The sequence below is a fragment of the Moraxella canis genome (assembly GCF_002014965.1).
Lineage (GTDB): Bacteria > Pseudomonadota > Gammaproteobacteria > Pseudomonadales > Moraxellaceae > Moraxella > Moraxella canis.
Window position 1 is genome coordinate 1 of the sequence record NZ_MUXT01000002.1, and the last position, 26,788, is coordinate 26,788.

General features: G+C 36.5%; 7 protein-coding genes and 1 tRNA gene. 2 read left to right on the top strand and 6 right to left on the bottom strand.

Features of this window, described 5'->3' with window-relative positions; all coding sequences use genetic code 11:
• Positions 1–298 precede the first annotated feature (298 nt).
• Both B0180_RS10120 and B0180_RS02035 read right to left on the bottom strand, forming a co-directional pair.
• Positions 299–369 (bottom strand) — tRNA-Thr (locus B0180_RS10120).
• 120 nt (positions 370–489) lie between these two features.
• On the bottom strand, positions 490–15,390 hold the full coding sequence (locus tag B0180_RS02035; protein ID WP_143821253.1) for a putative barnase/colicin E5 family endoribonuclease: 14,901 nt from the start codon (positions 15,388–15,390) through the stop codon (positions 490–492).
• 137 nt (positions 15,391–15,527) lie between these two features.
• On the opposite strand from B0180_RS02035, the gene B0180_RS02040 reads away from it, so the two are divergent.
• Positions 15,528–15,854 carry a hypothetical protein gene (locus B0180_RS02040; RefSeq protein ID WP_078255458.1) on the top strand — a complete coding sequence of 109 codons (327 nt, stop codon included), beginning with the start codon at positions 15,528–15,530 and terminating at the stop codon, positions 15,852–15,854.
• Positions 15,855–16,193: 339 nt separating this feature from the next.
• A complete protein-coding gene (locus B0180_RS02045; RefSeq protein WP_078255459.1) occupies positions 16,194–16,472 on the top strand; it encodes a hypothetical protein in 279 nt (92 codons plus the stop codon).
• 28 nt (positions 16,473–16,500) lie between these two features.
• Here B0180_RS02045 and B0180_RS02050 read toward each other — a convergent pair whose 3' ends face one another.
• From B0180_RS02050 to B0180_RS02065, 4 genes are all read right to left on the bottom strand, one after another.
• Positions 16,501–18,525: a hypothetical protein gene (locus B0180_RS02050; protein ID WP_078255460.1), complete on the bottom strand. Its 2,025-nt coding sequence runs from the start codon at positions 18,523–18,525 to the stop codon at positions 16,501–16,503.
• A 2-nt stretch (positions 18,526–18,527) separates the two neighbouring features.
• The gene (locus tag B0180_RS02055; RefSeq protein WP_233424895.1) at positions 18,528–19,223 is read right to left on the bottom strand and encodes a hypothetical protein; all 696 of its coding nucleotides are present in this window, start codon (positions 19,221–19,223) and stop codon (positions 18,528–18,530) included.
• A gap of 22 nt (positions 19,224–19,245) precedes the next feature.
• On the bottom strand, positions 19,246–21,873 hold the full coding sequence (locus tag B0180_RS02060; RefSeq protein WP_078255461.1) for a hypothetical protein: 2,628 nt from the start codon (positions 21,871–21,873) through the stop codon (positions 19,246–19,248).
• A gap of 74 nt (positions 21,874–21,947) precedes the next feature.
• On the bottom strand, positions 21,948–26,765 hold the full coding sequence (locus tag B0180_RS02065) for a hypothetical protein (protein WP_078255462.1): 4,818 nt from the start codon (positions 26,763–26,765) through the stop codon (positions 21,948–21,950).
• Between the last annotated feature and the right edge of the window lie 23 nt (positions 26,766–26,788).

A 26,788-nucleotide genomic window follows, 5' to 3' on the forward strand; every position in this document is an offset into this window, starting at 1 on the left:
TTTGCCATGATGGTTTCCTCATTGTTAATTAAACACCACGATTTTGAAATATATAAATAAATTCAAAACCATATCCTGACACATTATAGCATACAAGATTTTTGATTGAAATACATTTAAATCCTTTTATTTCATCATAATGTCTTAATTAAGCCATCTTGATGAAATAATCAAACTAGCCGCTGCCGACCTTTATTGCGACATAAATCAAATCATGTTGACTATATGCGCTAAATGATCATAAACACCAAAAAATCCCCAATAAAAAATCCTTAGAAGTATCTAAGGATTCTAAATATGGAGCTCTTGGCGAGAATTGAACTCGCGACCTCTCCCTTACCAAGGGAGTATCTCATATTTAAAATCAAGGACTTATTATGCGTTGGCGTAATTTAGGAGTAAATACCAAAAACCTACCCGTATTAGGTAGGTTTTTAGTGCTTATTAGTATAGAAATTTTAGACTAATAAATCAAGGTACACTTCTTATTTATAAGAACATAGCTATTATTGGTAGTTGTGCTAATGCACCAATCCCTGTAAATGCTCCAAGACCTATATTAAACATAGGGAAGAATGGATTTAATACCCCTGCAACAGGTAAGTATTCTTCTACCATGAAATGTTGAAGCATTGCATGACCACCATTTTGATGTAACTGTCTTGCTAGTGCTCGTTGGAATCTCACAGTAAACTTGGTAAACATAAACAGACCCAAATCATTGGCGGCTTGTAGCATACGGTTTGTAGGAATGTCATAGTTAATGAATACTTCCTGAGCCATCTGGATACCATCTTCAAATGCAGCTTTCTTAGATTTACCCATTTTCAATGATTTCTTTTCAATGTGCTTGGCTAATACATACTTAGCAGCAAAATCAGAGAACTGAGTAGATTCACTCAAGAACTTATGAATTTCAGTATCAGGATGAAATGTTGCCCACTTCAGTGTTGTACGTACTGGTTGTGGTATCTTCTCTGCTAAGTTATCTAATTTCTTCTCAAAATCAGATTTAAATAACTTGGTTTCAGAGCCCATATCAATGTCTTCCACAATCGTACTCATTAAACCTTCTTCCATGTACTTGTGCATACCTGAATTTTGCATATTCTGTCTGACAGCAATGAGTTCTGCTTTAAGCTTTTTACGCTGAGAGTCAGACGTTGTATTAAGCAACTCAAAGTTAATACGCTGTTCTTCTGCTTGTAATTGACGATAAGCTTTACCTTCTTTCCAAGCATAGAACATACCTCTTGCTAACTCTGTTGGCGTAATACCGTAAGCTGCTGAAATCAAAGCATTAGCAATAATATTACCAATCAAAACTTTGACAGAACGAATCACAATCAAATCTTTGGCTTGGGTAACAAACCATTCCCAGACATATTGATGATTAGCTGCTTTATTACGAGCTTGTTTACCATAGATATTTTCATACAAAGTGACCATGAACTTCTCAAAGTAATTACGCTCACCACTGACTTTGTCAAACATCTCAGAGACATTGTATTTTCTGAAACCAAAGACAGAGTTAAATACTGCTGTACGAATAACAAATGGTTTACCCTTACCAAATTGACGTTGCATTTCTTGGTAGAACTCATAAGGCATCATCCGTAGCATCTCTTGAACTCTTGGGTCAGGAGAATCAGGATTAATCACTGTAAAGTGTACAGGTGAGATTTTAAAACCAGTAGTAGGGTTTTTAGCGTCTTCAGCCAGTACTTGTGCTAACGTACGCTGTGTATTGACTAACTTTGGTTTAGCAACAAGCTCACTACCCATAGAAGCTAACATCATGTCAAATGATAAGTCACGATCTAGCAGTTTATCTCTTAATTCACCTGACATTTCATAGTTATAACCTAAGATCAACATATCATTACCATAACGAGGAATGAGATGATTACCCTTAATATTACGTGGATCATAATTGCGTGCATCCATTGTCTTAGCAAGCTCAGTATTGCGATTTAAACGTCCTTGACCTACACGAGCTAACTCTTTAGAGTCAGTCTTATAGTTAAAGACTTCATACCCACGGAAGTGAGTATCTTTCATTTCCAAACCACCAGAATTATAACGAGCATACGGTGCGTTCTTATTGATCATCAGATAGCGTGGTTCAGTACTATCTAACTCATCTTGAACAATGGGATCATGCAGTGCTTGCTCATAGCCTTTTTGGATATAATCATCTACTTCCTCAGCTTTGACAGCAACCACATCTACATGAGGATTATGAATTGCAGGCTTGAATCCTTTGATATAGTTCAATGGATTGTCCTTAAATTCTTCTTTGGATTGTTTTACAAGATCATGATGAGTATTCAGCATAGCAATCAACACTTGACCTTCATTTTGAATTAAGTCTTGTGTTGTGTACATATACTTACCATTAACCATCTCTAAGCCATGTAGTGTTACTAGCTCATCTACCGTTTCAAAGATCGTTTGATCCATCTGTTCATAAGGTGTAACGCTACGTGTTCCTGCGGAAGTTGCAATCAATTCAGCGTTCTTTTTCACATCACCTGAGACGGTTTCACCTACCATATACCAAGCCAAGTCTTTGGTATCTTTCAGTAATTGATTGAAATGTTCACGGTTTTTGGATAAAGACTGTAGCTTATCTTCCAACTCTTTAATACGAACTTTTCGTTGTTTTGAGTTAGCAATATAATTGAGTGTCTGTTCCATGCCATGATAATGTAGTAGTGTCTGTGCATCAGACATCATGACAGTACGAGTGATAGACTGCTTAGCATGATTATCAAAACGCTTAGGATCTTTCATAATAGAAGCAAAGTTATTCAGCATAGACTGCTTATAGTTAGCACGATCTTGTGCTACTTTATTCACCATACGGATAACACGCTCTACAGTATGACCTACACCACGCTGACCTAACATTTCATTGACAGTTTCTTTGACAAAGCCACGTGTTGCTGATTTGATGTCTTGGTTTCCACCATAAGACATATTCATATCCAAACCAGTAATTGCTAAACCTGCTTCTACCGTCAGGTTCATGCTGTTCTGTGCAATGCTACTTTGACTAAGATCCTCTAATTGCTTAGCAGCTTTAATACGCTCTTTATGACTACGCCAAGTATCACGCATCGTATCAGACATAGGTAAGCCACTGATGATAGCGTCACTACCAACATCCCAAGTCTTATCCCATACCCAGTTAGCAGCATCCATAGGCTTTTGATACACCGTATTCCACGCTTTATCTATCATAGATACCCGAGCTAAACGAGCATTAGTTTCAGCATTAATCAGCTTTGCCATAAGCTGTTTGGTTGCTTCAGAAGTACTATCTGCATTGAGATATTTACTTCTCAATAAATTCATCGCTTTGTGCCATAAATTCATGAACTTATCAAACCAACTCTCATGCTTGATTTTACGTAGTTCTACTTTCTGATCAGTCAGTTCATTGAATGTTTGTGATGATAAAACCAACCCAACAACAGAAGCTAAGTTATTCATCTCACCTACAGACTTAAACAGTTTACTGTGCTCAGTTTCATACAGATTTTTCACTTCATCATTCACTGTATGATAGTCAGGATACAGATCAGCAGCAGTAGGATAAGCTTTAATCAGTTGTGCATGAATCTTATTAAGCTCTGATGTGATGTTAGAGTCAGCATGATTATTAACTAAGAAATCTACAATACTCGTAACTGCTTGATAAGATAACTGCTCTTTAACAGTCATATTAAATGTATGTGGAACAAAATACTCACTCACTTGTTTAGCAGTATCTAGAAGACTCTTTTGATCCATCTCACTTAAGCTACTATAAGTAATGTTGCCCTCAAACAGACTATCCCAAACTTCTTGCAGATGCTTATTCCATCCATCAGTGATTGTCTGACTATCCAATGAATTAAATACTTCTGATACAGATTGTTTATCTGTTTCATCAAATATCTCTGAATAACGAGTGTCTTCATTGTTATCTGAAGTGACTTGTGTTATATTGGTTTCGTTTGAAGCTCCCACATCAGTACGAGCGGAATAGGACTGATTGTGCGTAGGACTGGTTTTGCCATATCCCTTGCCAGTACCATCTTCAAACAACTCAAAGGCAGTGATCATCCAAGCATTACTACCTTGATTTTTGATTAAACTAACTAAGTGATTATCAAGAACTAACTGCAACTTAGTTGCTCCACCTTGTTCAAATCTATCAAGTACTCTACCCTTGGCAATAGTATCTACTGTAGCATTTGTCAGCATATCAACCACTTCATCATAGCTCATACCGTCTTTACGCATACGAGCTTCAATAATGTGACTAATACCCATTGCACCTTTGGTTTTCCCATTAGCTTTCAGGATACCAGTACTTCCCCAGACAAAATCAACCCAACCAATATCATTACGATACATAGCACGTTTAACATCCGCTTTGGTTGTGATGGCTTTATTCATGGCTTCTGTACCACGTTTAATATTAGCTTGCACTGACTTCATAGCAGAAGCGCTAAAGCGAACATCATTACTTACTAAGGTCAGTAAATCCACAGGTGGATTATCCATGATAGTTTCAACATTTTGTGCAAATGCTTTATATCCATCACCCTTAAAACCAAGCACCTTAGACGCTAAGCGTACCAAGAAATCCATCACAGATGAGATGCCTTTTCTTAGTTTGATACCCAAATCATCAAGCTCAATAGCGTCATCAATATAACGCATCATCTCAGAGTCAGTCATACCATAAGCGATAAACTCACTTAAGCCCGCATACTGATTGCCATTAGCTGTATCAGCTTCTTGAGATGCTTTGATGACTTCCATGATTTGATTAACACGAGTTAAATCATCTTCTTCGGTGTCATGACGACTATGCCCGTACTTTTTATTAAACGCTACATCTTCTTGCCACTTAACCATGACAGCATCAAGCATCTTATTTAGATGACTTAATTCACTACGTAAGTCTTGAGCATTAGAGATGATGGCGTACTCAGTCAGAGCGTGTACAAGCTCATGATTGATAACTCGTAGCTTATTCTCATCGTTACCACTCTGGTTAAAGGTTTGGTTATCCAAAGTCAATGTATGAGTAGTTACATCATAGCTTCCATAGGCACGAGTACCATTAGGTGTCGTCACATCAGAAAACTTCACAGACATCTTGCTTAGATGTTGGTTGGCTTTACCCATCAACATTTTATTAAGCTTTAACTGTACTTCACTGACATTAACCAGACCTTTAATGGTTTGGTCAAGTTGTTTTAGGTTTTGGATTGTTGGCTCAGTTGGTGTACTGGACAAGTGAGTAAATGCAGTTCCCTGAGTACCGTCTGTTCCTGTACTTGCTGTGGGAAGTTGGGAAACTTGCTCTGTTGCTCTAGTTTCAGATTGATTCAACGCTCCACTCTTTGTAAAAGATTTAGCAGTGCTGTTTTTCTGTTTATACTGATCAAGATCTAACTCTTTTGCTAATTGCTTGATTTGATCCACAACTTTACTCTTTTCTTTTAGAGCAGTTTGACGATCAGCATCTGTGACTTGATACTCACCAAACTCGCCTGCATACTGATGTACATAAGCCAGATTCGCTAACTGATCTAGTTTATTAAGTTCAGTCTCTGTAACTTCATTAATTAAGCCAGTAAGAGCTTTAGTAAGCTCAGCAAAGGCTTCAGTGTTATGAAAATCTTCATCAAGAACGCCTTCTTTAACCAGTGCATAGCTACTCTGAATAACACTGGCTAATGTACGTAATGACTCAAGCTGACCATGATAACTGACCAAAGCTTGGAATGTGGCTTTGTTTTGTTGGGTAATCATATCAAGCTGATTATCAATAGCCCCAATATTCGCATCATGGATGTTAATATTAATTTTCTTACCCAAAGACATAGCAAAGGATGAGATATAACTATCCATAGATTGTGTTTGTACAGAGTTAGCTAATAGAGCTTTATCTTCAAGATAGGTCTGTCTTGCAGGACTACCAAATGAAGTGGCTTGATACTTACCTGATTTATTGACTAAGAAAAAGCTGTTATTGGTTAAGTTCAGTTTATCTGCTGTAAGTGCTTCCCTGAGTCGTGTTAAACGTACCTTAGCTTTAGATTCCCCATTTTGTACAGAATACACATTATGAATCTGTGCCTGAACTTTATCCATCACAGAATGGACAAGCTCTTCACGCTCTTTATCAGATAAACCACGATACTTGATTTCTTTATAAGCCAAATCATCTGCTGTTGCTTTATCTAAACCAGAAGCAACTAAAGACTCAGAGATTCTTTGTGTTACAGTCTCTATAGCACGTTCTTCTACTTCATGATATATTTGAGTGAATATTTCAACTGCACCGCTCAGCATACGCATATTGACTTTATTCTTATGGATATACATATCTTCATAGCTCTTTAGTACTTCTGCAAGATATTGACCCATAGTAAAGTCATACTCTTTAGATAGCATGGCTTCATTTTCAGGACTAACCCAAGCTTCTAGCATATATTTGAGATCTAAGTTATCATTGATCACAACCGCTTTAGGTTCATTATCAATTGTAATATTCCATTGAGTAGGTTTTCTCATCATAAAAGAGAATAGTTGATCTACTGTTTTAACTTGGTTTAGAAGCTTAGTTCGTTCAGTGTCATACTCTAATTGAGTCATTTGACCTGCTTCTAAAGCTTTCTTATTAAGAATACCTTGTTTGGCAGCATCAGTGATTGTAGCTTGCATTTCTTCCATAAAAGTACGGAATACAGCTTTCTTCATAGATCTAATTCCTGCACCATAGTTAAATGGAATCAAGACACTCTTAGCCACTGCACGCTTAGTTAAGCTCTTTTGTACTTTCATTAATGCACGGAAGACTTGTTCATTATGAGTCGCTAAGTCTTTCTTTAAATTCTTATGGAAACTCTTAATAAAATCTTCTTGTGCTTTTTCATCAATGACAGCGTTCTTAAATGCGGTATAGTAATCACCCAGATCCTTATTATGACGAGCATCAAAATAAGATTTAAACTCATCATCAAGACTAAAGAAACCAGTACGTAATAACAGATCTTTATAAAATGCCCCATTCCAGAAGTGAGCTAATGCTGCACCATTATTCAAACCATCAGAGCCTAAACCTAGTGATGTTGTGAAATTATCATGATTGCTTTCTTGTGCGGTTTGGAAATCTGCCCATTCTCTTAGAGCTCTTAAAGAATTAGCCCCCATCTTCATTTCTGCAATAACACCACTAAGATGATCCATCTCTTTAGATGAAATCTTGTCACCTGCTTGTGCTTTAGAGACAATCTCTGTCGCTGTTTGGATATGTACTTGGTTTAAGTACTCTATAAACGCAGGGATAAATACATAACTGGGCAATTTATCTACAGTAAACCCTTCTGTGAATATCTCTTTAGCACCAGTACTTGCAAAGTAAGCATCAATGAAATCTTCACTACCTTCCATATTCTCAGCCAATGCACGTAGGAAGTAAGTTAGTTTTAATTCATCTTTAGTCAAATGCTTAGAATGAATTTCTTTACCATGCTCTTTCAGCTTACTTTGTAACGAGTCTAATACTGATGTTCCATCTGTATTCTTAAGCTGTACAGTCACTTTAAAGTTACTAGGCTCAGCCATAGCACGGTGTAGTTTAGAAGACTGATAGTTAAAGATATTACTGTTATAGTGCATACGGCTATTAACAGCCATAAACATCGTATCCCAGTACTGACGAACACCATTGACTTTAGGTATGCTATTGATGAAATCTACAGCATTTGTCCAATCACGCATTACAGCTTCTGACTTACCTTCTAAGCCATCACGATCATTGATATGAGCGGTTTGTAGCTCACCTTCTTTTAACTTAGCACCAATCATCTCAAGGAAAGTATCTTCATGTTGAGAAGCCAAGTTAGTTAATAAACTAAAGGTAGGTTCATTAATCACATTTGCATGAGCTTGTGCTTTAGCAACACGTAGAGCTTGTAGGTCAGTTACTGTTGCATCAGTACGCTTGATTCTACGCTTAACATTCTCAGCACTTTCTTCTATTGGCTTAAGTGATGGTATACGGACAGCACTCACACCACCCATAATATCTGCCAGATAACCTGCTGTCCCTTTATTGGTTTCACTGATTTCATTGATACGTTTGTTTATACCCTTACCTTCTTTATTAGTAATGGAAACAAAACGAACAGTACCATGTGGACTAAAATCCTTTTCATCAATAGCACCACTAACTTGCTCAATCGCTTCTTTATGTTTTGCACTAGAGATACTATGTAGATGAATTAGATCAGCAGATTGCATTGCTGATAGTGCCCAAGTACCCAGTGCAGAATACAGACGTGAATCTACCGTCACAGAACCATTCTCTGTACGCTGAATATTTAGTGTTTCAGCAACTCGTTTACCTAAATCATCAGCAATTTTGACATAACCAGAACCAATGTATTTATAGGTGTTCCACATCTCTTTAGTAATGTGTGCACTGTTTCTTTGCTCTACATCATTACTGGTTAAACCAAGCAAAGTAAGAATATCATCACGAGTATTCATAGTATGCTTAGCAACACTGATTAGATAATCATAAGCACCATAGCTCAGTGCATCTAGAACATTACTATCAAATTCACCAGTGTCTTTATCATAAAAATAGTTTGCCAATGCCGTATTTTCATAACCTTCATTGGTTGGTTTAAATACTTCTTTTAGATGCTCACGAAACTCAGCAGTAAACTCAGCAAAGTCATTGATCTGTTCTCTTTGTGCTTTCGTAGGTGGATCAAGATTAAGTATCTGACTGGCTTTAATTGGATTCATATAAAGCTCTGTAACAAAGTTAGAGATACTACTTAATGGTTTGCGTAGTGTCTGTGCTTGTCTAAAGCTTGTTTTTAAGACATTTCTAACAGCTTTAGAATCCTTTGTTGCAGTAATAGGTTTTTTCAGGTCTTCCTCAATACTTTCAACAGGCTCTTTTAACTGACGAAGCTTAGCTTCAGTAGATTTAGAGAAATTCCCTTCAGTATCTAACACACTTAAAGTCGTGCTATCACTAACAACACCTAACAGTTTTGTATAAGCTGTAGATTCCTCTTTACTAAAACCAAAGAAGTTACTAACAGCATCCATTAAAGCATAATAAGCTTTAGTAACTTTATTCTTACCACGAGATACTTTGACTTGTTTTAATACAGACTTAACGTCTTCATTGAATAAACCAAGCTGTAATAAATCAGCAGCAGAATCCGTTGCTCTCATGAGCAATGCTTTACTGTTTTCAGTAAACTTCTGATTTGGATCAGATAAGATTTTACGCATACTTTTACGTACATCTTTATTGATTTCATCTACTCTTAGTCGTAATTCACCTAACTTAGCTTGTCTATCAATAACCTCATCATCAAAGAGTACATCAGTGTTTTGCTTACCTTCTTTTCTATTAGCATCTCTTTGTTTCTTGGTTTCAATGTTAGCCAAAGCAGTCACATGATCTAGGGTATCTAGTTCATCAGCAATATGACCAATCTGCTTATGCACCATTGCACGAGCAATATCACGAGTAATGTCTTTACTGTTTTCACTCACACGGATAATGTCATCATCATAACTGGCTTTTTCGTCATAGCTAGACTTATCTTGAATCTCAACTTTAATATCAGGACTGTATTTAGACAATACACTAATCAATGCTTGGTTTTCTGCCTGAGACTTATTCTCAGGCTTAATCTGAGATGATTCTATAGAACTGGATAAATCACTCACCTTAACTGGTTTATTGATAAAGCTCTTTTCAATCGGTGTATTAGGTATATAAGCGGATTCTTCTGGCTTAGTTTCTTCTTCTTTTGGTTTAGAAGTAGATTCTAGTTTACGAACCTGCATTGGTTTTAATACAGTTTCTTTAGTGATTGCATTACTAGCACGATTCGTTGGGATAGATGAATTACGATTTACTGAAATCGTCTCTACTGGCGTTGTAGGCTCATCTACAGAAGATTCAGTCTCTTGGCTAGGGTTACCTTCTGTACTGGTAGAAACACCTGTAGGAAGCGTCTTTGACGCTTCTGTGGTGTTATCTTGATCAGACTCAAAGATACTAAGATCAAAACCAGTATCTGTACTTTCATCAATACCAGTTTCAACAATAGGTACTTCACTAACCCCATCTGAAGTAATAATAGGATTACTACTATTATTCAAACCAGCTTCAGTAATTCCAGTATTATTAGTAATATTAGGTGGAATATTATTTCCTACATCACTATTGTTTAAACCAGTAATAGTGCTATTAATACTATTAGTCGCTGTATATTCATTGAACTTATTTAAATCCTCTTTAGAGAAGACATGAGGCTTATATAAGTTATCTTCTTTACCAAAGGTATTAGCATCAATAGGACGTTGAATCTCACTATGAAACTGACCATCTGCCATTAATGTACCCATATTAGATAGAACATTAAAGACAGCTTGTGGTTGATCTTTATATGATACTTTTTGTAGTTCTGGATATTGACGGAGTTCTTCTACTACTCTAGGAACAATCGCAGCTTCACTAAATGCTGAGTTACTCATCTTATGTTGTACAACAAAACCCGTATTAGGATTAGCAGCCATTTGTAATAATGCACGACTAAAGTCTTGGTTATTACTGACAGCAACACGCATAAAGTCCATATAACGGTTAGCACTCTCAATCATAGCAGCATCTTTACCTGCCTGTGTACCATCATGAACAATGATGTACATATCCCCACCAAACTCTTCTATCAACTTAAGTTTTTGTTGATCACGAGCATTGGTTGATTTGGCATAGATAGGTGGTTGGATAGGTGATCCAAAGATACCTGCTTTGATGACTTCTTTATTTTTATCAATAAAGACATTACTTCTAACAGTAACTTGACCAGTTTCAGGATCTTTACTTGATCCAGTACCACGATAGATACTGGATAAAGATACTGTAGCCATCTTACCTTCATCATTGACCTGTCTTTCACCACGTCCAAGCCAAACATGATTAGGTGTTGCTTCACCTGCTTGGATTTTACGTTGATATTCACCCACACTACTATCACGAGCTAATGTATCGTTGTATGGATTCGTAGGTAATCGTAAAGGTTTTCTTTGTGTAGGTGTTGTTGTTGTAGGTTTTATCGTAGGATCTGGTGTTGTAACATCAGGTACAGATACTTGATTGATACTTGACCCACGAGTAACTTGTACAGGTGTTTGGTTTGTAGGAGTCTCTACAGATACAGGCTGTTGCTGTTGAGATACCCCAGTAGAGACTTGACTGAAGTCTATTAAACCAAAGTCTGATACTTTTACTGAGTGTTTAATATGATCAGATGCACCATGTAATTCATAAGCTTTATCATAACCTTGTTTGATTTGATTCAGATGAGCAGCTTCTTCAATCAAATTATTAACAAAGTTTCTTGAGATATTACTAATCTCAATCGCACCTGTTTTAGCACGTAACTCTTTTGAGATACTACCTTCATGGACTTCCCATTCTTGAGTACCTGCTTTACGTGCAATATATAAGGGTTGCTCAGTTTCATCAAAGCTATCCATAGCTTGTTTAGCAGCAATGGCTTTAGACGTATGACTGTCATTGAATCTAGATAAGTGATTATAGTAACTGTCTAGTACTTCAATATCATCTGTCTTTAAGTACTGCACTAAGCCTTGTTGATAACTTTGTAAGCCAATATAACCATCTTCAGCACGTCTGGCTTTCTTACCAATATAAATATCATGCTTAACATTGTCTGCATTTTTAGTCGCATTTTCTACAACACGTACTTCATTTAATAAGCGAAGTTTCTCAGCGTGTTTTTCACTTAATGCACCTTGCTCTACCAAAATGTTAATCATGTCATCAGAGAGCATCTCAGAATAACGAATGACTTCATCAAAGGTATCTTGCTGTGCTTTACTGGTTACTTCAGATTCTCCAGAGACTTGTTGTGGCTCTGATTCAGGGTTAGCCTGAATATTAGCAACCTGTGCTTCCAGTGAGTCAATCTTGTCTTGTAACACTTTTTGGGCTTCTGCTTCTTTAGCCTTGGTTTTTTCATCTTTGAACTTCGCTATTAAACTTTCTAATCGTTCTTGTGCTGTACGACTATCATCTACATTTATACTATTGTTACCAGACTGATTAGAGAATGATCCTGAATAGTTAGACCCTAACAAACGGTTAATATCAGCATGACCTTGATCTAACTTGGCTTCATGGTCACTAGAGTTAAATGATGCGCCACTTTTTAATTTGCTTTGACTATAAGCCCAACCAATAATAGCATGACCCCAACGTCTGTCTTTTAAATCTGGATTAGCTTGTTTTAAGAAGTTACGGGTATCATAAGTACCATTTCTATACTGGCTAAGAGTTATTCCACCACTCTTCATTTCTTGCATAAAGAAAGCAGCCATTGCATCTAAACTGGCTTGTGTTTGTGGAATACCAGACTCTCTAACATCAATTCCCCTATCTTTTAGGAATTTAAATAAGTTAGTCCGTCTGCCTTGTTGCCAACTGATGAAACCAAAGTTACTAGCACCATTAGCATGGTCTGAGTGAGCACCAAACATAGTTTTAGCACTAAAACCATTTTCACGATTTACTTCACCAACCAAGTAACGTGCTTGACCATCAGTAAAGCCTGCTCTACGAAAAGCCGTATAAGTACCCATAATCAAGTCATCACGACTCTTTTTGGTATTATCAATACTAAAATTAGCTGAGTATTGAGATGTACCTGATACTGCTTGTCCTTGTGTTTGAGTTTGAGTAGTACCTACTTTGTCATAGATTGGTTTATACCATCCACTGTCAGGATGTGCTTTGTATTTATCTCTTTTAGCATAATCAAAACCACCAAGGAAAGTGACACCCATTTCCTTAGCAATATTAGCTAAGTCATTATTCATACGAGCACCAAGCTTGGTATCATCTTTAAAGTTATTGGCAACACCCATCACTTGTACTGATGCACCATTATCTTTTAGATGTTTAATCTGCTTACGAATTGTATTTAAATCAGCTTTGGTATTATTAGATAAGCCAGTAGATAGAACGACAGTTTTACCTTGTAATTCACTCTTGTTAAGTTTAGTAATGGTATTTAGTACTTCATTAGGATTACGACCGTCTTTACTATAAGAAGTTACACCAGACTTTTTATAGTGATTACCAAAGGCATTGGCAATACTATCACCAATGGTAATAACGCCTGTTGATGTTTGTTGATTAGGTATCGTATTAGATACACTGTTTAAAGGTATCTTTCTACCACCTTCATTCTTGGTAACAGAGAAGTGCATAGCATCTGAAGCACTATTCCAATCAAATCCCCACCCAAGTCCCCACTTATTAGCTAAAGCTCTAACAGTATCAATAGGCATATCTGTGTATTTCTTTGGGTTCTTCTTACGATCCTCTTTAGATGCACCTTTGATGTTTGAGTTAGTTGATGGGTTAATATCAATAGAGTAACCAAATGCGTGTTTAGATAAGTATCTTTTATCGTTTACATTAGCTCTGTCTGAGAAACCGCCTATATCATTAATCTTATAACCAGTGGCTTCAAGATCATTAATAAAGCCTTGAAATTGATGAGCATACTCAGATGCAACTTCTACTTTTTTACCACTACTGGTTTTAATAATACTTAGGGATACTTGTTCACCACCCTTATTAGTAACGACTCTACTAACAGGGATATTCTCTAATGAAGTTGTATTTGTATTTGGAATATCAAACTGAGGCTCATAATTAATAGCATCAGTCAGTTGCTGTTCTGCTTGCTGTTTACGTCTATGGTAAGCATCAGCATTTAAATCCAGAATACGCTCTAAGACTTCATCAGAAGACATTTCTTGAGATAATTGTAAATTACCTACTTGTTCTAACGCAGCAACTGTATCTTGTAATGGTTGTACTTGGTTATTAAACCAATCGTTACGCTGTTTTTGTAGTTTCTCTTTTTCTTTACCATCAGGGAGTTGTGCCAGTTTTTCATCAAATTCAGCTAAACGACTCATAGCCGTTGTTAATGCTTGAGTCTGTTCAGCTTTAGCACTATCAATATCTATCTCACCTAAAGCAGCCTTACCTGCACTAGCTTGATAGGCATAATTAGGATCGTAGTTTTTATTACTTGGATCTGTTTTTAAGATAGATCTAAAATTACTAACATCCCCTACTGCTGCTTTGATATTACCACCTAGTGCAGTTGTACCTCCCATAGCCAAGCCTATAGCAGCTTCTAGACCTACATCATAGCCTACTTTACCCCAATCAATCTTACCTTCTTCTTGTTGTTGGTTTAAAGCGGATTCTATTGCCCCTTGCCCTGCTTCTTGAACTGTTTCCGTAGCTACATTAAAAGCTGTTGTACGAGCTCTATTTGCAGAGTTAGCTAATATCGCTGAAACACCACCATTAGCAATTATCTGTTCAGTAGAGAAATTAGAAGGAACTAATTTATTGACAAGACCTATACCTGCACCTGTAGCAAGATCGTATCCCGCATCCCTATGTGTAATATATCCCTGCCTTTTTGCTGTATCACCCAACTCTACAACAGAAGATGTAACTGCTGTACCTATCCCTGCTGCTGTACTTGCTGATAAAGCAGCATTAGCTGCCGTTACACCTCTAGCAATAGCACCCGCAGGAATTGCTAAAGGTAAAGATGATCCAGCACCTGAAGCCAAGAGATTAGGTTTAGTTAAGCTATGCCCAAATGTAGCAGCAGCTTTAAGCAAAGGATTTTGAATGTCTTTAACGGCTTCTTCTACTTCAGCAACTTGACGATGATAATCAGGAGAATATTTTGTGGCTATATTCTCTTCTACAGCTTTTGCGTCATAGATGCCCAGATTCTTTAAAGCACCTTGAAGTATCCCTGCATTGACAACACGTCCTGCTATTTTCTTTTCATTCTCAGGCATTGAGATTAAAGGTTTTAGATCTCCAGTAAACATATAATGAGCAGCATTGACTGGATTAACAAAGTCACGTGTAAACATTGTATCAGCCACTGCTAAAGCACCCTGACCTAATGAGTTAAGACCAGAAACAACACCCCATCCTGTATCAGTAAGTATGTTACCTGTTTCTAGTTTTTTAGCAGGTGCAGGCGTGAAATAGCTGTGTGGAGTTAAAGATGATGCTACGTTATTAGCAACATTACTATAGTAAGCTTCATGCTCTGCTTTTCTAGCTTCTTCTTCTCTTTGAAGTTGTGCTTGTTTCTCACTATTGGTTTTAAGACCCATTCTATTTTGGACTTGTTCTACCCGATCAATATTACGTGCTTGGGCATCTCTTAAATTTTGAAGGACTCTATCAAGATCAGTGCTCATAATTTACCTATCCAGTTACTCTAAGAAATAAAGTAAGTTTACATCTTGAGAAAGATAGATAACTAATTTGCGTCCGTTGGACGCTCTTGTGGTTTGTTTTTTAATCCCTTTAACTTATAACTTATAGGAGCAACATTATGACCCTTACTAAAATTGACTTACTCATTTCAACATTTCAAGATGCCATTACTGTATTGACAGAAATGAAAGAAGCAGTGAATGAACCTAAACCAATGGCTTTACAAGAACCATCAGCTTCTACAACTGAAGTTTATTTACGAACTGAGATTCTTTATCCTTGGTCAAAGCTAAAAAAGTGGTGTAAACAAAACAACATCCAACCAGTGAAGAAAGATTACTATGGTCTTATGATCAACCATTACCCTGCTTCAGCTTGGTTGGAAGTGTTTGGTTTAGATATCAAAGAAGTCTTATATAAGAAATCCTTTGATGAAGTAGCATAAATAACAAGTTTCTCAGGCGAATTATTTATGCTAAAGAGTAGATAAATAAATAACCCAGTAAGCAAATCAAATTACTTACTGGGTATTTAATTCATCAAGCAGATACATTAGATTGTTACAAGCCAATGACTCATGATGAAGTAGGGTTGCTTGAAGACTGTGATTATATCACAATAAATAATATTAAGTATAAATTTTACTCTATTGACATGGTTTGGCTTAATAGGGTAATCTTTTTATACTAGGTATTTATATTACTTTCAATGACTTTCAAGCCAACCACAAAACCGCCAAAGGCGGTGATCTTAAATTACTTATATTAACTAGTAGTTACTAACTATGGATAAGAAACCAGAGAAAATAACCATCAAGATTAAGAAAGAAGATTTAGGTGATCTTGATGAGATTACGATTGAAGTACAACAGAAAGAATCTGCTGTAGATAAAGTATTAAACCAGTCAATAGAAGGTGCTCAATCATTACATCACAAAGCCAAAGTAAATGGTTGGTATCATGAAACACTGCGATACCTATCTTTAGGTATTGGTATTTTAATACTTATTGGAGTAATTATTATGTTTATTAATGACGTTTCTGTAGGTGCAATAAAGCTCTGAGATTATCAGAGCTTTATTTAAAATATTCTTATTTCCCTCCTGTAAAGTAGTCTATCGCTCTATCCACATTTTTCTTGAAATTGTATAAACTTCTAGGTCCGCCAACAGGTGGCTTATCATTAGAAATAACCTTACCTCTAACCTCTCCTTTACCCTTTGGCTTATACTCCTGATTTTGTTGCGTAGAGGGTTTTTTAGGTGAACCAGTTACAACTGTTACGTTAGATGGTGTAGGAAGTTTATTAGGTTGCTCTTGTACTCCAAGTGTTTTACCTGCATTAGCACTCATATTGTTAGTTGATGATGGTTTTTTAGATGGTTTAGCTACAGCCTCTTTTACCATTGCTACATATTTAGGTCCTGCATAGTATAAGAAAGCAGTATTCTGAATAAGCTGTTTAGCGTTATCTTGAATAAAACCATTCACACCTGTAGGATAAGCAACCTCTACTGCATTAAGTACTTTTTGGAACTCTTGAGCATTTGGATGGTAAGCATTGTCTTTAACTTCGTTTTCAATGACGTTTAACATACCTTTCTTTTCAAGTACATAACGAATATAACTTTCCATTCCATTAAAGAATTTGGCACTACCATCAAAAACACCTCTACCATTACCTGTATAGTATTTATCCAATCTACCACTAATACCTGCTTCAATAATAGCTCGTTTTACTACTTCAGGTACGCCAAGCTCTGCTGCTACATTGACATAAGCATTAAAAGCTCTATCATCTACCCCCATTTTTTTAGCCAATTCTCTAGCATCACTTGCAATCCAACTACTGTATGATTTCTCATAAGTAGTATTAGGAACATTGTTCTCATTAGTTTTTAGCTTATTAGCATAATTTAGTACTGTTGCTAAGGTCTTTGCAGGACTAAACTCACCATCATCACCAATGAAACCCGCAGCAATCTCTTTACTAACACCCATACCTGTGATTCTGCTTATATTGGTTTCTGTAGCAGCTTTAATTTCACTTGATGAACGACCAGAATCACCTTTTGCTCCTATAGCTGCTAACTGAACAGCATTATCTTGCTCGCCTAAGTGCAATTTAACCTCTAATTCCTTTTCCTTAATACCAAGCTCTTTTTTAGCATTTTCAATCGCAGAAATAGTTGCTTGATATTCAGCTTCACTCATACGTTTAGCATGGAAATCCTCATAAGCTTTCTGTTCTAGTCTTGATAAGATATGTGGATTTTTTAGGGACTCAATCATGTCTGAACCATAATGAGCTGTTAATGCTGCCCTATCTAATGCAATATTGTCTAATGCTGTCTTTTTAGCTTCTGGATCTTCTAGACTATTGGCTTCAGCTTCTCTCTTTTTAAGATCACTATGTTGGTTTAAATAGGTAATATAGGAAGGTCCATATAGTTTAGTGACTCCATCAGCATAAGCAGCTTCAAGTTGAGTTGTCCTTGTTTTGGCTTCTATATCACCATCTTTAATCTTTTGTAGAGATTGATTTAATACGTTACCTCCAGAAGCGTGCTTAGTAATAAAGTCTGCTGTAAGAGTCTCTACCTTCTTAAGTAGGGGTTCTTTATCAGGATGACCTTCAGGTAAAAGACTTGCAGTGTTGATTAAGGTAGATATTACTGAAGCAGTGTTATCAGCATCAAACTGCATACCTTCTGTAGTGTCTTTTCTTAAACCAGCATTATAAGAAAAAGTATTTACTGCATCATTAATTAGAGTCGTATCACGATCATCTACATACTTATTAATACGATTCATATTAGCAGCATCAAAACCACCAATATCAGTACCATACTTAGCTACTAAACCATCAACTAAAGCAGCTTTATCAGCAGCTTGAAATTGATCCAGATTCATTGCATTGATTTCTTTCTCAACTTCATTAAGCCTATGTTGCTGTGCATATTTAAATACATCAGCACCTGCATCTGCAAATTGATTAAAAGCTTTATTCTGAAGCTCAGCATTTTTATAAGCACTATTAATGGCATCAGTAGCATCAATGGCTTCTACATTTGTCCATTTAGGTGCTGTATGAAAAACAGTGGCTAAATTTGACATAATTATGCTCCATATCTATTTAAATAATCACCAACACTTTCAGGTCTAGCAATACCTGTCCCTTTATGATTGGCTTCCCAATAAGCATTACGATAACGCTGCCGCTCTTCTAAGGTATTATTCCAAGCCTTACGTTGCATCTCATAGTTACGGTTGTTATTCATAATATTATGAGCCAGTGTTTGTTTAGCAAGCTTATGTGCTTTTCTAGCATTAAGTGCTTCAAGGATTGAACCTACTGCTTTTAAACCAGTAGTAAACTTTTCACCTGTGCTCATTTGTCCCCAACTGTTTCTAATACCTGATGTAGCATTACTAGCAGTTGCTTTGACAAGTCCACCAACAGATTGTGCAGCCTGTCCCCATTGTTGCCATACAGGTGGTCTAGTAAGGTCATTTATATTTGCATAGCGTTGGTTAGAAGTATCTACAGTGAATGTAGGAATCACTGTATTATCTGTCCCAGTAATTGTGTCATTACCCATTGCTAAGCCAACAGTTGTAGGTACAGATACTGTGGGATTAAAGCTTAAACCAGAGTTAGTTAGATAACTACTCACTGATGATGAAGGTGTACCATAACTAAATGGACTGGTACTATCTAGTGTAAAGTTAGCACTATTTGTATTAGCCCAAGGATTACCTGTAATAGAGCTTACTGTTGGTACATAAAAGGGATTAGGAACAGTTTCTATCATAAAATTTCTCCTTATCTTAGGATTAAGTAATTAAAAGAACATCCTCAACTTCTTGTTGAATATCTCTCACTGTCTCTAATTTAGGTGTCTGTTGTTTACTTAATAAACCATGACTTAAATTAGTCACAATACCTAATGAGATATTTACAATGTTGATATTGTCATGTCTAGCATACATCATTTCAGGTGTTTCAAATAAGTTTACCTTAGGTGCATAGCTAGGCATATTGAGATAAAGCTGTGCATCTTTAGCGACACCTAAATCAACCATTTGTTGTTTAGCCTGTAACTCTTCCATCTTGGTTTGATACTTAACAGTTTCATCTTGAATCTGCTTATAAGTCTCTGCGATTTCAAATACTTTTTGTTTGTTATAAGCATTAAATGCTTGGTTTACTGCTGTCATAATATTAGGTGCTGTTAGAATCTTACTAAAATCCCAACCTGCACCATGAGCCATCATGACCACAGAAATCACTAACTGTAGGTATCCTGCAAGTTTAGGTGAGATGAGCCCTACACTAACAGCAATCTTAACCACCACATTAATGGCAATACTAACTGCAATAGACTTAGCTAAAGCAACTAATGCAGTATAAGTACTACCGCCATCACCACCACTTGAAGCAACAGCCACAGCAATACCTACAATGATTGCACCAAATTTAACAAAGGGTTTAACCCATCCACGATAGACTTTTACAGTTTCTTCTGAGTAGGTATGAATCTGCATTGCATATTGTAAAAGTATATCTTGCTCTGTTTTACTAAAATACTTTAGTAACTCCTTAAAAATAGGTATTCTAGGTTGGTGCCTTGTAATATCGCCTATACGCTTAAATCCATTGAAAGATGCCCCTTCTAATCTAGCAAAGCCTCCAAGAGTAGGTAAAGACACTGCCCTTACTATCTTGTTATAGGGGTATAAATTATAAGGAACGAACCAAACATGGGAAGAGTGTATGTTTGAAGGATTACCTGAATAATGTATCTTGTACTCTAATAACTCTTTAGGTATATCAAACACTTCTTTACCACTATAATTAGGAACACTTCCTGAATTTGCTACATAATCTTTAACGCTATTTCTATAGTTATTACGTAAGTTCAAACCATTTGACAAAAACCCACCTCTAGCAACGTCTTCAATGTTAATTCTAACTTGAAATTTATTAGAACTAGCTTCAAAAGAAGCTTCTTTTACTGCCCACTGATTTATAGGGGAATTATACATATAACCATAAGATTTATAACTGTGACGTTGATTTATTTTAAAGTAATTGTTTACATATAATTTAGTAGCCAAATAATTGTACAATATCCAATATTTATTTACTGTAGGATCGTCATAATCTGATTTATTAAAGGGAGTGGGTAAAGTTAAGTATATCCATACTTCATCTAGTTTACCCCAATCCCCTCCAACACTATCACGGAAGCTAGATATTAATTCTTTAATATCAAAACCAAGAATAGCCAAAGCTTCCGCTGCATATACACGATCATATCTTAGACGGTCAGCAGCACCCTGTAACTGCTGGTTTCTTCTTGCTGTATTTAGAAACAGCTTACCCCAAGAAGAATTTCCTGATAGTAAGTTAGAATCCCCATCCATGTCATGATTAGATACCCTAATTGGTATAGGGGGGTACATTGCCACAGAGAACTTCGTAACTTTACTACGAGCTAACTCAGCAATACGATGATCTCTAAGATCAGGGATGTATTCATAATAAGTTTGAGCCTTACCTTGTTTATTTAAAAATTCTGCACCAAACCACTCATAAGGTTTCTCATCATTGTCTTCTGCAAATGGCTGTGGTATATAACTGCTAGGAATGTCATTTAAAAATACTTTTGCGTCTAAAGCTATTAATTCCGCAGTTGGGGTATTATTCTCATGTAGTCTTTCATGAATTAAGTTCTCATAATCAATTTTACGAAATTTTATAAAATTATACGACTCTTTAGATAATGCCCTTACCCTTGGGTAGTTAGCAAGCTCAGGAATATCATTAAAGTTTTTTTCATTAGTTAAGTAATAACCTCTCTGCAATGAGTCTGGAGATTTTACTATACCCTCTTTAGGATCTATGTAACCTAGAAAATAAGGTTTATTTATATAAGTAGTTAAATTATAAAACATACTAGGAAGTGTATAGTCACTTCCTACCAAAACAACAACATAATTTGTGTTACTTTGAATTAAAATTTCATGAAAATGTTTTGTATTTACCTGACTAAACTTAAAACGCTTTCTTACTTCTTCCTCTACTGTAGGTAAATCTCTCAAATCTCCATGATCTATATGTAAAAACTCACTAATTTGATTAGGAAACTTTTCTCTTAGATACAGTTCTGCCCCTTTCTTCCAATTTAATTGAGGTATATATTTACTACTATAATTCCAACGATATTCAGAATATATATTTTTATTTTGTACCAGATCGTATAACCTATCCCATCTGGCTTTTAAGCCATTATTACTAGCAGCAAGTAAATAATCATGTAAAGGTCTTTGTGATCCTTCAAATATCCACTGCTTAACTGCCTGTTTCTTAATCTGCTGTGCATCTGTAATCTGATCAGGATCAAACAATGAAGCGCTGTCTGTACTTGTAAATGTTTTTTTCTTTTTAAATAAACCCATAACCCACCTAACTAAACCAATAAAAATAAGCTAAAGTGAGATCACTTTAGCTTATTTCATAACTAACTAGTTAATTAGGTTACGTTAGATCCTACCCCCCTTAATGCAGTAGATATTGCATTACCAATGTTAGCTGCACTTAGCTTATTAACTTCGTTTGGTAGAGCAGCATCACCTGCATTGGTATGATGGACTTTCCAGACATCAGACATAATACTTGCCATCTTAATCTTACCATCATTATCAAAGCTCTTAGCCTGTGCAGTTAGTACATCATTATTCTTAGCAAGAACAGAATTGTTCTTAATGAATGTACCATCTGTTTGTGCTTTTTCTGTTGTTACTTTTTGAGCATATAACTCTTTTTGAGCATTAATCTGAGCAATCTCAGCAGGAATACGTTTTAACTCTTCGCCTTTGATCTTAACTTCTTCACGAGCCACATTGACACGTTGCTGTGCAAGTTGTAGTTCTTGAGGTTTGATATTTTGAAGATCATATTTAGTTAAGTCTGCTTGAGCTGTTTGTAATGCAATCTGAGCTTTATTCAGAGCAACTTGCTCAGTAGTAACAGCAGCTTGTTGAGCAGTTAGTAGAGACTTCATGGTTTCATGCTCAGACTGGTTTAATAGCAACGTAGTCTGTGCATCTTTCATCAATAGGTCTTTACTTAACGTATCATTGATCACTTTGGTTTGAGCAGTTGTATTACCTGTCTGTGCAGTAATCAACTTAGTTTGCTCTAACTGACCTGATCTTTGAGCATCTAACATAGACTTCTGACTATCCAATAGTAATAGCTCTTTAGGTGTTTTTTGAGTAATACTATTCGTTTGTGCAGTGGTATTAGCTGCTTGTGCTGTTACTAACTTAGTTTGCTCTGCTTGGGTAGTACGTTGTGTATCAACCATACTCTTATTGCTAGTCGCTAAACCAGTTTGAGCAGTCACAAGCTTAGTATTCTCAGCTTCAGTAAGAACTTGCTTAGCAACCAGATTACGTTGCTCATTCATATTACTTACTTGTGCTGTTAATAGCTCTACTTCTTTAGGTGTCTTAGTAGTAATAGCAGTACGCTGAGCATCCACTAACTGTGACTGTTTACCTTCAGTAGTTACCTGTGCAGTTAGTAAAGCTGCTTGGCTACTTACTTGACCTTCTTGTGCTGTCAATAAAGCAACTTCTTTAGGAGTTTTACTATTAATACTGCTTACTTGGGCATCAATCAAACTTGTTTGTTTGGTTTCAGTATTAGCTTGTTGTGCTGTTAATAGTGCTTTAACAGTCTCATGTTCAGCTTGGTTAAGCGTCATGGTAGTTTGAGCATCTTTCAGTAACAAGTCCTTAGCTAAACTATCATTAATAGTCTTAGTTTGAGCTTCTATCTGAGTACGTTGTGAATCCAAGAGTAATAACTCTTTAGGAGTCTTAGACGTAATCGCAGTCTTCTGTGCATCAACTAATAATGCTTGCTTTCCTTCTGTACTAATCTGTGCAGTCAGCATCTTGGTTTGCTCTTTAACTTGTAGATTTTGACTTGTTAGTAAGTCAAGTTCTTTAGGCGTCTTATCAGTAATTGCCTTGGTTTGGGCAGCAGACTGCTTGATTTGCTCATCAAGTACTAGGACTTCTTTTGGAGTCTTAGATGTAATATTACTGGTTTGGGCAGCAACAAGTTTAGATTGCTCTTTGGTTTGCTCAATTTGTGATGCGATTGCACCTGTTTGAGCAATAACTTGATCTTTCTGAGCCTCTAAGGTTTCTACTTCCTTAGGGGTCTTAGTAGTGATAGCTTCAGTCTGAGCTTCAGTATGAGCCACTTGTGCAATAATTGCCCCTATTTCTTTAGGCAACTTCTCCGTAATTGATTGAGCTTGTGCAGCAGTCAGTTTGATTTGACTATCTAAAACAAGTAATTCTTTAGGAGTCTTAGAGCTAATACTGCTTACTTGAGCATTGACTAATTTAGACTGCTCTGTTTCAGTATTAGCTTGCTGAGCTGTTAGTAACGCTTTTACTGATTCATGTTCAGCTTGACCTAATACCATAGTTGTCTGTGCATCTTTTAGCAACAGGTCTTTAGGTAAGTTATCTACAAGTACTTTAGTTTGAGCTTCAGATTGAACTCTTTGAGCATCTAAAATTAGTAACTCTTTAGGTAACTTATCATTTAACTGCTGAGTCTGTGCTGTCGCTAACTTGGCTTGTTCACCTGTGTGATTGATTTGAGCTGTAAGCACTTCAATCTCTTTAGGTGTTTTGCTAGTTACCGCAGTACGTTGTGCATCTACCATTAACTTATTGGCTTCTACTAAGGTAGATTGTTTACCCTCAGTTGTCACTTGAGCAGTAATAAGCTTAGTCTGCTCTTTAGTCTGTAGCTCTTGTGAAGCCAATAGATTAACTTCCTTAGGAAGTTTTTCAGTAATAGAACTTGCTTGAGCAGCAGATAGTTTAATTTGTTCATCTAGCACTAAAATCTCTTTAGGAGTCTTAGCAGAGATGCTATTTGTTTGTGCAGTAACTAACTTAGTTTGCTCATTTTGTGTAGAGGCTTGCTGTGCAGTCAATAGTGCACGAACATTTTCATGTTCAGCCTGATTAAGAGCCATAGTCGTTTGTGCATCTTTTAATAGTAAATCTTTAACCAGATTATCATTAAGAACTTTTGTTTGCACGTTAGCTTGATTATATTGAGCATCTAGTAGCAATACTTCTTTAGGCAGCTTATCAGTGATCTGCTTACCTTGTAACTTCACAAAATCAGTCTGCTGACTTGTTTGTGCAGTTTGAGCAGTTACTAGTTTAGTCTGTTCTAATTGGGTTGCTCTTTGAGCATCAACCATCAACTGATTGCTTGAAGCCAATAAAGCTTGTGCTTTAACAAGTTTAGTGTTTTCAGCTTCAGTCAAAGCCTGTTTACCGATCAAAGCAGTCTGCTCAGAAACTTGAGCTAACTGTGTTTCAGCTAAGTTAGTCTGTGCTTGGGTATGACCAATTTGTTTAGTAACAACTTTGGTTTGCTCTTTAGTCTGTTCTACTTGTGCATCAAGTAAATTTACTTCTTTAGGTAACTTATTAACAATACTGTCTGTTTGAGCATTAGTTTGCTTAATTTGAGCATCTAATACCAAAACTTCTTTTGGTGTTTTAGCAGTAATGTTAGCAGTTTGAGCAGCAGTAAGCTTAGTTTGCTCAGCTTGAGTATTTGACTGTTGAGCTGTCAGTAACGCACGAACACTCTCATGCTCCGCTTGGTTCAGTGAAATTGTCGTCTGTGCATCAAGGAGTAATAGCTCTTTAGGGAGTTTATCTAGTACTTGCTTAGTTTGGGCTACAGTCAATTTGCTTTGTTCTAATTGCCCTGCTTTTTGTGCATCTACAAGTAGTTTTTGAGAATCCAACATTAGAATTTCTTTAGGAGTCTTACTTGTAATTGCAGTTGTCTGAGCAGTCGTATTAGCAGTTTGAGCCACTAATGCTTCCACTTCTTTTGGTGTTTTAGCGGTAATGTTAGCAGTTTGAGCAGTAATTTGTTCAGTCTGTTTGGTAGTCTGAGCAACTTGAGCTGTTGTTACTTTGGTTTGTTCTTTCACTTGTAAGTCTTGTGAAACCAATAAACTAACCTCTTTAGGTAGCTTATCGTTAATGCTCTTAGTCTGTGCATTAGCTTGGCTAATTTGACTATCTAACATTAAGACTTCCTTAGGTGTCTTAGCAGTAATATTACTTACTTGTGCAGTCACAAGTTTAGTCTGTTCAGTTTGAGTCGCTGCTTGTTGGGCAGTCAATAGACTACGTACAGTTTCATGCTCTGCTTGATTTAGGGTTACTGTTGTTTGTGCATCCATCAATAATAGTTCTTTAGGTAACTTATCATTGATTGTCTTGGTTTGTGCAGTAACTTGTTTGGTTTGCTCTTTTACCTGCTCTGTTTGAGCTTGAGTTAATGGAAGCTGTTCACGCTTAATCTTAACTTCTTCTTGAGCAACTTCTACTTGAGCCAATTTCACATCAAGCTCTTTTTCCATAATTGGGATCTGTGCTTGTTTTAGTGCAACTTCAGCTTTAGCAACTTTAACTTGCTCATCTTTAAGCAATAGCTCTTTTTCAAGCATAGGTAGCTGTGCTTTCTTAAGAAGGACTTCTTCTTTAGAGATATTAACTTGCTCACGCTTAAGATTAACTTCTTGTTCCATCAATGGCAGTTGTTTTTCTTTTAAGCTAATCTCAGCTAAACCAATCGCAATTTGATTGTCTTTAACTTCTAGCTCTTTTTCCATGATAGGAATTTGTTTTTCTTTGATAGCAACTTCAGCTTGTTGAATTTTCAGCTCTTGTGGTTTGATATGGGTTAATTCATATCGCATCAATTCTGTTTGAGCAACACGAGCAGCCACTTCTTCACGAGTTAATTTAATCCGTTCTGCTGCGACTTCAATCTCTTTATTCGCTAAGCTAATATCAGCATCTGTCTTTTCTACCTGTTTATCCATTAATAACAGTTCTTTAGGTAGTTTTGCTTTGATGCTATCAGTTTCTTGTGAAACTTGTTTGGTTTGTGCTTGGATTAGTAGATCTTGGTATTCACTGCTTTGAATATCTTTATCAATCTTTTCCATCTCTTTCGCCATCAGCTGTAGTTCAGCCCCTAGCTTAGACTTACCCAGTGCATATTGATTACTGGTTTGTAGTACGATTTCCATACTACGGATATAAGCATTGGCGTAGTCAGTTGCTCTGATACGCTCAGCTTTATACTCCTCATGTAGATGGGCTTTAACAGCATCCATAAGGACATCAAAGACACCTGTACCGTCTAGAGTCCCCGTGGTTAGCTCATTAATATTAAAGTCAGGCGAAACCTGACTGTTGGGAATTGTTATACTCATTTTGATGTCCTTATAGTTAATAG

Bases quoted from the DNA above. Each gene is read 5' to 3' on its own strand.
- B0180_RS02035 (WP_143821253.1), bottom strand. From the start codon at position 15,390: ATGAGCACTGATCTTGATAGAGTCCTTCAAAATTTAAGAGATGCCCAA.
- B0180_RS02040 (WP_078255458.1), top strand. From the start codon at position 15,528: ATGACCCTTACTAAAATTGACTTACTCATTTCAACATTTCAAGATGCC.
- B0180_RS02045 (WP_078255459.1), top strand. From the start codon at position 16,194: ATGGATAAGAAACCAGAGAAAATAACCATCAAGATTAAGAAAGAAGAT.
- B0180_RS02050 (WP_078255460.1), bottom strand. From the start codon at position 18,525: ATGTCAAATTTAGCCACTGTTTTTCATACAGCACCTAAATGGACAAAT.
- B0180_RS02055 (WP_233424895.1), bottom strand. From the start codon at position 19,223: ATGATAGAAACTGTTCCTAATCCCTTTTATGTACCAACAGTAAGCTCT.
- B0180_RS02060 (WP_078255461.1), bottom strand. From the start codon at position 21,873: ATGGGTTTATTTAAAAAGAAAAAAACATTTACAAGTACAGACAGCGCT.
- B0180_RS02065 (WP_078255462.1), bottom strand. From the start codon at position 26,765: ATGAGTATAACAATTCCCAACAGTCAGGTTTCGCCTGACTTTAATATT.